Source organism: Novosphingobium subterraneum (assembly GCF_000807925.1).
GTDB classification, from domain to species: Bacteria; Pseudomonadota; Alphaproteobacteria; order Sphingomonadales; family Sphingomonadaceae; genus Novosphingobium; species Novosphingobium subterraneum.
Genome location: NZ_JRVC01000010.1, coordinates 154,714 through 163,377, shown reverse-complemented (window position 1 = coordinate 163,377; position 8,664 = coordinate 154,714). Strand labels below are relative to the sequence as shown.

The following is an 8,664-nucleotide window of genomic DNA, read 5'->3' as shown; positions in this document are numbered from 1 at the left end:
GGCGCCGACAACGGCACCGCCATGCGCGACTACATCGCAGACTGGTGCGCCCAAACATTCAACGAAATGGTGTAGACTGGATCTGACGAACGCCCCGGTTGCAAAGGAGAATGCGCATGATCTTCGCCGATCCCCGCGTGGCTCGCGTGTTCGACCGCTACCGCGACCGCGCAAGAGACGATGGGGATCGCATGAAGACGCTCGGCCTCGCCGGGTTTGCCGTCCGTGACGAATTCCTGCTACCAGTAGGCGAGGATGCCGGACGTTTCATGCATTCGCTAATCCTCGCACGCCGCCCGGCACGCATACTCGAACTCGGCACCAGCTACGGATATTCGACGCTGTTCCTTGCAGATGCCGCAGCGCAGATCGGTGCGCTTGTCGTGACCTGCGAATTGGCCGACTACAAACAGACTTACGCCCGCGAACAACTGGCAGAGGCAGGACTGGATCACTTCGTCGAATTTCGGTGCGGTGACGCTCTGGATTGTCTTCAAGACGATGAAGGGCTTTGGGACTTTGTGCTTCTCGACATCTGGAAAGAGCTCTATTTGCCTTGCTTCGAGGCATTCTATCCTAAACTGAGCGACGAAGGCGTTATTGTTTCCGACAACATGATCGAACCCGAATTCGATCGTCCTAGTGTTCGCCAGTATCGTAACGCAGTCCGCTGCAAGCCCGATCTGCAATCCGTGCTGCTGCCCATCGGCAGCGGAATCGATCTGACCGTGCGCTGGAGCGCCGACAATCCGAAGCTTTGAAAGACCATCGATGATTCACGAAATCGCTGCGCTCACCATTGATCCCGCCCGCATGGACGAATTCGAAGCCGCGGTGGCACAGGCCCGTCCACATTTCGAACAGGCGAGGGGATTTGTATCGTTCGCGTTGCAGAGGGTGATCGAGGAACCGGGAACCTATCGCCTGGTCGTGGGCTGGACCAGCGTGGAAGCCCACATGGTCGACTTCCGGGAAAGCCAGGGCTTCCAGGAATGGCGAGCCTTGGCTGGTCCATTTTTCACGGCCCCGCCTTGCGTCGTGCATGTCGAGAACGTGATCTGACGCCGCTCGGCCGCATGATCATCTTCCTCGGTTGTTTGTTCCCGAGTTGCAGTCAGTTCCGCCCTGACCGACCACTTCCCGCTTATTGATCTTCTCGAACTGCGGCATAAGGTGCGGAAGATCAGCGCGGGGGGCGGCACTCCTTTGTGCCGAAGATAAGCATGGCGCACGACATTAGCGGGACATTCGAACGGCCTGCGCTTGCCTCTCTGGCTGACGAAATGGAGCGCCACGGGACAAGTCGCGATGCCCCCGTGCGCGAAATCATGGCGCTCCTCGGTGACCGGTGGTCGACTCTGATACTTCTGGTGCTTGCTACCGGAGAGCTTCGCCACGCCGAACTACGGCGCCTGCTTGCCAGGCTCTCAGCCGAACGCGCCATTTCCCAGCGCATCCTCACAATGAAGCTCCGCACATTGGAACGGGATGGCTTTGTCACGCGCAGGATCAGCGGCGATGTGCCACCGAAGGTAAGCTACAACCTCACCCATCTGGGGGAGTCCTTGCACGTTCAGACGCGCGGCTTGATCAACTGGATCAACGCCCACCAGGACCTCATCCGCGCTTCCCGCGCGGCGTTTGACAGTGAGGAAGAGTAGCCCCCTCCATCAACGCAAGGAATTGTTCATCCGCCACGGGGACTTTGCGGTCCCGACGAAGTCCGGGTCGACGCGCTCTCTTGCCTGGCCGCTCCGAAAAGTTAGGCTGCAGCAAGCAGTGCGCGGCTTTCGGGAAGGCATCCGTGATGTTTGATTTTATTCGCAAGCAGTTTGTCGATGTCATCGAGTGGCTGGAGCAGCCCGGCGAACTGGCTTGGCGCGTGCCCTTTGCCGATCGCGAAATCCAGCACGGCGCCCAGTTGACGGTGCGCGGAGGACAGATCGCGGCATTTGTCAATGAAGGCCGCATCGCAGATTTCTTCGGACCGGGCCTGCATACGCTCGAAACCGCCAACCTGCCCCTGTTGTCCAACCTGATGAACTGGGACAAGGCTTTCAAATCGCCATTCAAGTCGGACGTGGTGTTCCTCTCGCTGAAGGAGCAGCATGGCCTGAAGTGGGGAACTGCCCAGCCAGTTACAGTGCGCGATGCTGAATTCGGCGCGCTGCGCCTGCGTGCATTCGGCTCATATTCCTTTCGCGTAAGCGAAGTCGCACCATTCGTCTCGCGCGTGATGGGGACGCTGGCCGGCATCTCGGTGCCCTCGCTCGAACCGCAATTGCGTGCCGCGATCCAGACCGCGATAGCCACTGCCCTTGGCGGCAGTGGCATTGCCTTCCTCGATCTGGCGGCAAACCAGCAGGCGCTTTCTGACCAGATCAAGCTCGAGGTCGACAAGGCCTTTGCGCAGTGGGGACTGACCTGCCTTACGTTCTACGTCGAAAGCGTGTCGCTGCCCGATGAAGTCCAGGCCCATCTGGATAAGGCCAGTTCGATGCGAGTGCTTGGCGATCTCGGAAATTACACTCGTTTCCAGGCGGCAGAAGCAATCGAGGATGCTGCAAGCCAGGATGGCGGCGGGGTGGCCGGTATCGGCGCCGGGGTTGCTGCTGCAACGGTATTGAGCGGCGCGATGGCCCAGGGACTTGGCCAGGCAACGATCCCCGCAACTGCTCCCGCTGTCACCCAAGAAGATCCCCTCGCGATGATCGAGAAACTCCACAGGCTGGTAACGCTGGGCGCATTGAGCCAGCAGGAGTTCGATGCCAAGAAGGCCGAGCTGCTCGCGCGAATCCGCTGATTGCGCGCTCGCATTGGGGGGAAGAGGGACGTGATGAAATGCCCTTCGTGCGGAGCGCAGGTGCCGTTGCGAGGCCCGTCCCTTCCCTATGCGACATGCCCCTACTGCCAGACACTGATCCTGCGCCACGGGCTCGGTATCGAGGATGTGGGCAAGGTTGCAGTCCTGCCATTCGATGTTTCACCGATCCAGCTTGGCACCACGCTGGTGGCCGAGGGACGCAGCTTGGTCGTGGTCGGCCGGGTGCGCTGGGCCTGGGCCGGGGGCTCGTGGAACGAATGGCTGGCCATGGCCGAAAGTGGCGCGCAGTTCTGGCTGGCCGAGGCAGCTGGCATGTTCATGCTGACAGCCGAGTGGCCACAACTGCTCGACCGCGCGGACGTCCGCGCCTTTGCGGAAGGCGGCACAATAACGCCGGGAGACGTGATCGAGGTTGATGGACGCCAGTTGTTTGCAAGTGACATCAAGCAGGTCGAATGCCTTGGCAGCGAGGGTGATCTGCCTATCCCCACGCAGATCGGCACGAAGATGACCAGCGTGGACTTCCGCTCCGCCAGCGGCGAAGTCCTTTCCCTTCAGCGCGATGAGCGCGCGACAACGGCGTGGTTTGGCGATAGCTGGGACCTGATCAGCCTCAAGCCCGGAAACCTGCGTCAGATCGAGGGCTGGACTGTGCCCGGAGAATTGCGGTGACTGCTGGCTCTGCAGGCGCCAAAGCGGTCACCTGCCCGGCCTGCGGCGGGACGATCGAAGTGCGGGCGGCGGGATTTACGGTCAACCTTGCCTGCCAGCATTGCGGATCGCTGCTCGATGTATCGCGGCCGGAAGTGGCGCTGATCCGCAAGTACAAGCGCGCCAATGAGAATTTTGCCTTGGAACTGGGCAAGCGCGGCACGCTGTTCGGGCAGGAATGGGAGGTCGTCGGCGCGCTGCGCCGCAAGGACCAGATCACCATCTGGCAGGAGTTCCTGCTGTTCAACCCGTACCTCGGCTATCGCTGGCTGGTGGCCTGCGATGGCGAATGGCAATTCGGCACGATGCTGGCGGATCGGCCTCAAGGCCCCCGTGACAGGGTCTACTGGCGGAGTACGCCATTCACGCGCATGGGCCGGGACCAGACGACCTCGACTACCGCGGTGGCGGGGGAATTCTACTGGCGCGTGAAGGCAGGCGATACGGCAACCGCCACGCTGTTCCAGTCGGGCCAGACCATGCTCTCGCGTGAGGTTTCGGAAGGTGAGGAGAACTGGACACAGCTTGTGCCGGTGCCTGAAGCCGATGTCGAAGCCGCCTTCGGCCTCAGGCGTCGCAGTCTGCCGAGGCGCAAGGCAGCGAGAGGGCCGATGCTGTTCCGGCCCGCGATCGGCATGGAGCAGGACGACCTTGGCAACATGTTCAAGCTCGCACTGGCTGTCTCGATCATCGCCGCGATCGCCATGGCTGTACTCGCCGGGCCGAGCACCAGGACAAGTGCGATGGTTCAGGTTCCGGTCGGCGGGCAGATCGCCCCGGTCAAGGTCGGCACGATCATCGTGCGCAGGCCATGGCAGTTCGTTACCATCGAAGCGGACACCAACCAGTTCGAAAACCGCTGGGTCGATCTCGAATACAACCTGGTCGATCGTTCAAGCGAGCAGTCGATCGATGCGTTCGGTCTGGTCGAGCACTATGCGGGCACCGATTCCGATGGGGCGTGGAGCGAAGGCAGCCATCATGGCGACACCATGTTTGGCCACGTGCCGCGCGGCACCTACGATGTCTACGTCAGCGGTTCTGCGCATGGCTGGCCGGTCGACCCTGGAATCAACGACGCCTGGGGCTCGGTCGAGACGATCAATGTCTGGGTGGAAGCAGAGACCGGCGCAATGTCGTGGCGAATGTGGTGGACATTGGTCATTGTCCTGTTCGCCTGGCCAGTCACCATCCTGTGGTGGAGGTTCCGCGACAAATGACCAGACGCCTGATCCTGTTCGCGCTGTGGAGCCTTGCGCTGCTGGCAGCGGCGCTGTTCGCCGCCTTCAACGCCTATTCGTTCTACAGCGACGAGGAAGACCGCCCCGTCGCATCGGGCCACACCGGCCCATCGCACAAATGATCACCGGATCCTGAAAGGAGCCTGCCATGCTCACCGCAAACGTCTTCCTTGCCACGATGCTCTATGCCGGACTGGGGATCGTCATCTTCATCGTCAGTTTCGTATTGGTCGACAAGCTGACCCCGGGCGAGTTGTGGCGCGAGATCATCGAGCGCAAGAACCTGGCCGTGGCGCTGCTCGCCGGAGCCGTTGCCATCGGCATATCCAATATCATCGCCGCCGCCGTGCATGGATGAAGCACCGCTTGCCGTCAGCAACGCCGGGCGGGATGCAGCGCCGGCTTCGCTTGCGGTCATCCTGCTGGTTTCGGTCCTAGTCGTTGCCACCTGCGGCCTGATCTATGAACTGCTGGCGGGCACGCTGGCAAGCTATCTGCTCGGCGACAGCGTTACCCAGTTCTCCACCGTCATCGGGACGTACCTGTTTGCGATGGGCGTCGGCAGCTGGCTGTCGCGCCATGTGCGTTCGGGCGAGATGGCGGTGTTCGTCCGGGTGGAAATCCTCATTGCAGCGCTGGGGGGATGGTCTGCGGCCGGTCTGTTCCTGCTTTTCCCGCTGGTGGGAGACTTTCGGGTTGCGCTCTATGCCCTGGTGATGACCATCGGCGTGCTGGTCGGGCTGGAAATCCCGCTGCTGATCCGCATCCTGCGCCACCGGTTCGCCTTCCGCGAACTTGTCTCAAACGTGCTGACGTATGATTATGTCGGTGCGCTGATCGCCTCGTTATTGTTCCCTCTGGTGCTGGTGCCCAAACTGGGCATGATCCGCACCGGCTTCGTTTTCGGCCTTGCCAACGTGGCCGTAGCGATCGCCTTGCTGATCGCTCTGCGTCGCCAGGAACGCATCTGGCGCGACATGATCGCGGCGGTGCTGGTCGCCGCCTCGCTGCTTGGTGGTCTTGCCTTTGCCGACCGGCTGCAGCGCTGGAGCGAAGTTGCGTTCTACAACGAGCCCGTGGTCTATGCCCGCTCCACGCCCTACCAACGCATCGTGCTTACGCGGCAGGACGGTGATCTGCGGCTTTATCTCAACGGCAATCTGCAGTTCTCCACGCGCGACGAATATCGCTATCACGAAGCATTGGTGTGGCCGGTGCTGGGCCGGGTCGCTGCGCCTCGGCAGGTGCTGATACTCGGCGGCGGCGATGGCCTTGCCGCCCGCGAGGTGCTTCGTGACGGCCGCGTTGGGCATGTTACGCTGGTCGATCTCGATCCCGAGATGACCCGCCTCTTCCGCGATACGCCGCAACTGGCGCATCTCAATGCCGGGGCGCTTGCCTCCCCTCGGCTCACGATGGTGAATGCCGATGCCTTTCGCTGGGTGCGCGAACAACGGCGCCAGTTCGACGCGATCATCGTCGATTTTCCCGATCCCACCGAATTTTCGCTGGGCAAGCTCTATACCGAGACATTCTACCGCCAAGTCGCTCGCCTCCTCGCCCCGGGTGGCGTGATGACGGTGCAGAGCACCTCCCCGCTCATTGCGCCGCGCTCCTATTGGACCGTCGCCAGCACGCTGGAGGCCGCCGGGCTCACCGTGCGCGGTTATCATGCCTATGTGCCGAGCTTTGGCGAATGGGGCTTCACCATGGCTGCCCACGTCTTCCCGTCCGATGCGGTGCAACTGCCGAAAGACCTCCGATTCCTTACCCCCGCCAGCGAACGCGCAATGTTCGATTTTCCGCCCGATATGGCCCGTCGCCCAGCGCCCGTGAACAGGCTCGACAACCAGGCCCTGGTGCGCAGCTTCGCCGCGGAGTGGGGCCGCTATGAAAGCTGAGCCAACCCGGCGGCAGGTGCTTGCTGGCGCAGCGGTCGGAGCGGGGGCGACGGCGCTGCTCGGGGGATGCAGCCAGCCAGCGCTGCCCGGCACCCTGTCCGGCACCGATTGGCAGCGGGGCCACCTGATCCGGGAAGGCCGGTTTCCGGCACCATCAGGCCCGGTAGAGGAAATCGACATCCTGATTGCGGGCGGCGGTGTCGCAGGCCTTGCCGCCGGCTGGCGCCTGGCCGAAGCCGGCTTTACCCGCTTTGCCCTGTTTGAACTTGAAGACGCGCCCGGCGGCAACGGGCGATCGGATCGCAACGCCATCAGCGCCTATCCGCTTGGCGCGCATTACCTGCCGGTGCCAAACCGTGAAGCCCGCGCCCTGCGGCACATGCTGAGAGGCTTCGGCATGATAACGGGCGAAGCGAACGGCGCGCCGGTCTATGATCCGCTGCAGCTTTGCGCCGACCTTGAGGAGCGATTGCTATGGCGCGGCAAATGGCAGGAAGGTCTTGTCCCCCAGACCGCGCTTTCGAATGACGATTACGCCCAGCAGGCAAGGTTCACGTCTGCGATGTCCGGGTTTCGTGAGGCCATCGGGCGGGATGGCAGGCACGCATTCGCGTCACCCATGGCGCTCTCTAGTACGGATGAGCGATACCGCTCGCTCGACCGGCAAAGCTTCGCGCAATGGCTTGATGAACATAGCTATACTTCAGCCCCATTGCGCGCCCACCTGCGTTATTGCTGCAGGGATGACTATGGCTCGGAGCCCGAGAACGTCTCGGCCTGGGCGGGCATCCACTATTTCGCCGGGCGTCGTGGCTGGGCAGCGGGCGCCGACGGTGACCGCGAAATGACCTGGCCCGAAGGCAATGGCCGGCTGGTCCGGGCAATGGCTGACAGGATCGCGCTACATCTGCGCTTGGCGCGGTCATTGATCCGGATCGAAACGGACGGATCAGGGGTACTCGCCCATGTCTTCGATCATCGCGCCAGCGCCACACGCATCGTTCGCGCCCGCGCCGCCGTCCTCGCGATGCCCCACTTCGTCGCCCAAAGAATAGCGCCGCAACACACGGCCAGCGGTCACTTCACCTATGCGCCGTGGGTCGTGGCGAATGTCACGGTCAGCCGCCCGCCGCGTGGCAAGGGCGCACCATTGGCGTGGGACAATGTCTCGGCAGCGAGCGAAAGCCTCGGGTATGTCGTCGCCACGCACCAGACCTCTTCGGCGGATGGCGGTCCGACCGTACTGACCTGGTATGTCCCGCTCAGCCGTGAAACGCCGAGCCAGGCCCGCAAGATTCTCATGACCCGCACGTTGCAAGCCTGGCAGCGCATCGTGCAGGATGATCTTCTGGCGATGAACCCCGATCTTTCGGGCGCGATCGAGCGGATTGATGTGTGGCGCTGGGGCCATGCCATGGTGCGGCCCGAGCCGGGCTTTCTGTCGGATCCAGCCAGGATGGCGGCGCAGCGCGGGGCACCGCCGCTGTGGTTTGCCCACTCCGACCTTTCGGGCCTTTCCCTGTTCGAGGAAGCGCACTATCGCGGCGTGATTGCCGCCGAAAGCGCCCTTGCCCATCTTGCGCATCCGTTCGAAAGTCTCGCCTGATGGTTCATCTTCCCGGCACGAGTGTCCATCTCATCGCCGATCTTGATGGATGCTGCAGGCTTGATGATGCCGTGCATGTGGAACAGGTCCTGCGCATGGCTGCTAGCGCGGCCAAGGCGCACGTCGTCGGCGTGCATCTGCACCATTTCGGTGAAGCCATGGGATTGACCGCGGTGGCCATGCTGGCGGAATCGCACATATCGATCCATACCTGGCCGGAGACCGGAGTAGCGGCGGTAGACCTGTTTGTCTGTGGCGAGAACGCCGATGCTGCGGCTGGCTTGGCGGTAATTGCCTCCATGCTCGGTGGCAGGATTGCGCGGCAGCATTCGCTGCAGCGTCTCGGGACTGACAAACCCTGCCACTTGCCCTAAGGGCGCG

Annotated in this window: 11 protein-coding genes; all 11 read left to right on the top strand. The window is 62.6% G+C overall.

The features are described 5' to 3' along the window. Positions 1-116: 116 nt before the first annotated feature. Positions 117-761 (top strand): O-methyltransferase, encoded by a 645-nt coding sequence (locus NJ75_RS11805; protein ID WP_039334639.1) that lies wholly within the window; start codon positions 117-119, stop codon positions 759-761. Between the two features lie 10 nt (positions 762-771). After that, complete coding sequence (locus NJ75_RS11800; RefSeq protein WP_039334636.1) at positions 772-1,062, top strand: antibiotic biosynthesis monooxygenase family protein; 291 nt, start codon at positions 772-774, stop codon at positions 1,060-1,062. Positions 1,063-1,223: 161 nt separating this feature from the next. Further along, on the top strand, positions 1,224-1,661 hold the full coding sequence (locus tag NJ75_RS11795) for a winged helix-turn-helix transcriptional regulator (protein ID WP_039334635.1): 438 nt from the start codon (positions 1,224-1,226) through the stop codon (positions 1,659-1,661). Between the two features lie 146 nt (positions 1,662-1,807). Then, entirely contained in the window at positions 1,808-2,803 is a 996-nt protein-coding gene (locus NJ75_RS11790) for an SPFH domain-containing protein (RefSeq protein WP_039334632.1), read from the top strand. Between the two features lie 33 nt (positions 2,804-2,836). Continuing rightward, positions 2,837-3,496, top strand: coding sequence for a DUF4178 domain-containing protein (locus NJ75_RS11785; RefSeq protein WP_039334630.1), 660 nt, complete (start codon positions 2,837-2,839; stop codon positions 3,494-3,496). After that, positions 3,493-4,755 (top strand): DUF4178 domain-containing protein, encoded by a 1,263-nt coding sequence (locus NJ75_RS11780; RefSeq protein ID WP_039334628.1) that lies wholly within the window; start codon positions 3,493-3,495, stop codon positions 4,753-4,755. The genes NJ75_RS11785 and NJ75_RS11780 overlap by 4 nt, the downstream gene beginning before the upstream one ends. Then, positions 4,752-4,898, top strand: coding sequence for a hypothetical protein (locus NJ75_RS24740; RefSeq protein ID WP_169745717.1), 147 nt, complete (start codon positions 4,752-4,754; stop codon positions 4,896-4,898). The genes NJ75_RS11780 and NJ75_RS24740 overlap by 4 nt, the downstream gene beginning before the upstream one ends. Before the next feature lie 26 nt (positions 4,899-4,924). Then, positions 4,925-5,134 (top strand): DUF350 domain-containing protein, encoded by a 210-nt coding sequence (locus NJ75_RS11775; RefSeq protein WP_039334627.1) that lies wholly within the window; start codon positions 4,925-4,927, stop codon positions 5,132-5,134. Continuing rightward, the gene (locus NJ75_RS11770) at positions 5,127-6,677 is read left to right on the top strand and encodes a polyamine aminopropyltransferase (protein WP_039334625.1); all 1,551 of its coding nucleotides are present in this window, start codon (positions 5,127-5,129) and stop codon (positions 6,675-6,677) included. The genes NJ75_RS11775 and NJ75_RS11770 overlap by 8 nt, the downstream gene beginning before the upstream one ends. Beyond that, a complete protein-coding gene (locus tag NJ75_RS11765) occupies positions 6,667-8,283 on the top strand; it encodes an FAD-dependent oxidoreductase (protein WP_039334623.1) in 1,617 nt (538 codons plus the stop codon). Before NJ75_RS11770 ends, NJ75_RS11765 begins: the two co-directional genes overlap by 11 nt. Beyond that, complete coding sequence (gene speD / locus NJ75_RS11760) at positions 8,283-8,657, top strand: adenosylmethionine decarboxylase (protein WP_039334622.1); 375 nt, start codon at positions 8,283-8,285, stop codon at positions 8,655-8,657. Before NJ75_RS11765 ends, speD begins: the two co-directional genes overlap by 1 nt. Positions 8,658-8,664: the final 7 nt, after the last annotated feature.

Coding starts and splice junctions, on each gene's coding strand:
- NJ75_RS11805 (WP_039334639.1), top strand. CDS start 117: ATGATCTTCGCCGATCCCCGCGTGGCTCGCGTGTTCGACCGCTACCGC.
- NJ75_RS11800 (WP_039334636.1), top strand. CDS start 772: ATGATTCACGAAATCGCTGCGCTCACCATTGATCCCGCCCGCATGGAC.
- NJ75_RS11795 (WP_039334635.1), top strand. CDS start 1,224: ATGGCGCACGACATTAGCGGGACATTCGAACGGCCTGCGCTTGCCTCT.
- NJ75_RS11790 (WP_039334632.1), top strand. CDS start 1,808: ATGTTTGATTTTATTCGCAAGCAGTTTGTCGATGTCATCGAGTGGCTG.
- NJ75_RS11785 (WP_039334630.1), top strand. CDS start 2,837: ATGAAATGCCCTTCGTGCGGAGCGCAGGTGCCGTTGCGAGGCCCGTCC.
- NJ75_RS24740 (WP_169745717.1), top strand. CDS start 4,752: ATGACCAGACGCCTGATCCTGTTCGCGCTGTGGAGCCTTGCGCTGCTG.
- NJ75_RS11775 (WP_039334627.1), top strand. CDS start 4,925: ATGCTCACCGCAAACGTCTTCCTTGCCACGATGCTCTATGCCGGACTG.
- NJ75_RS11770 (WP_039334625.1), top strand. CDS start 5,127: ATGGATGAAGCACCGCTTGCCGTCAGCAACGCCGGGCGGGATGCAGCG.
- NJ75_RS11765 (WP_039334623.1), top strand. CDS start 6,667: ATGAAAGCTGAGCCAACCCGGCGGCAGGTGCTTGCTGGCGCAGCGGTC.
- speD (WP_039334622.1), top strand. CDS start 8,283: ATGGTTCATCTTCCCGGCACGAGTGTCCATCTCATCGCCGATCTTGAT.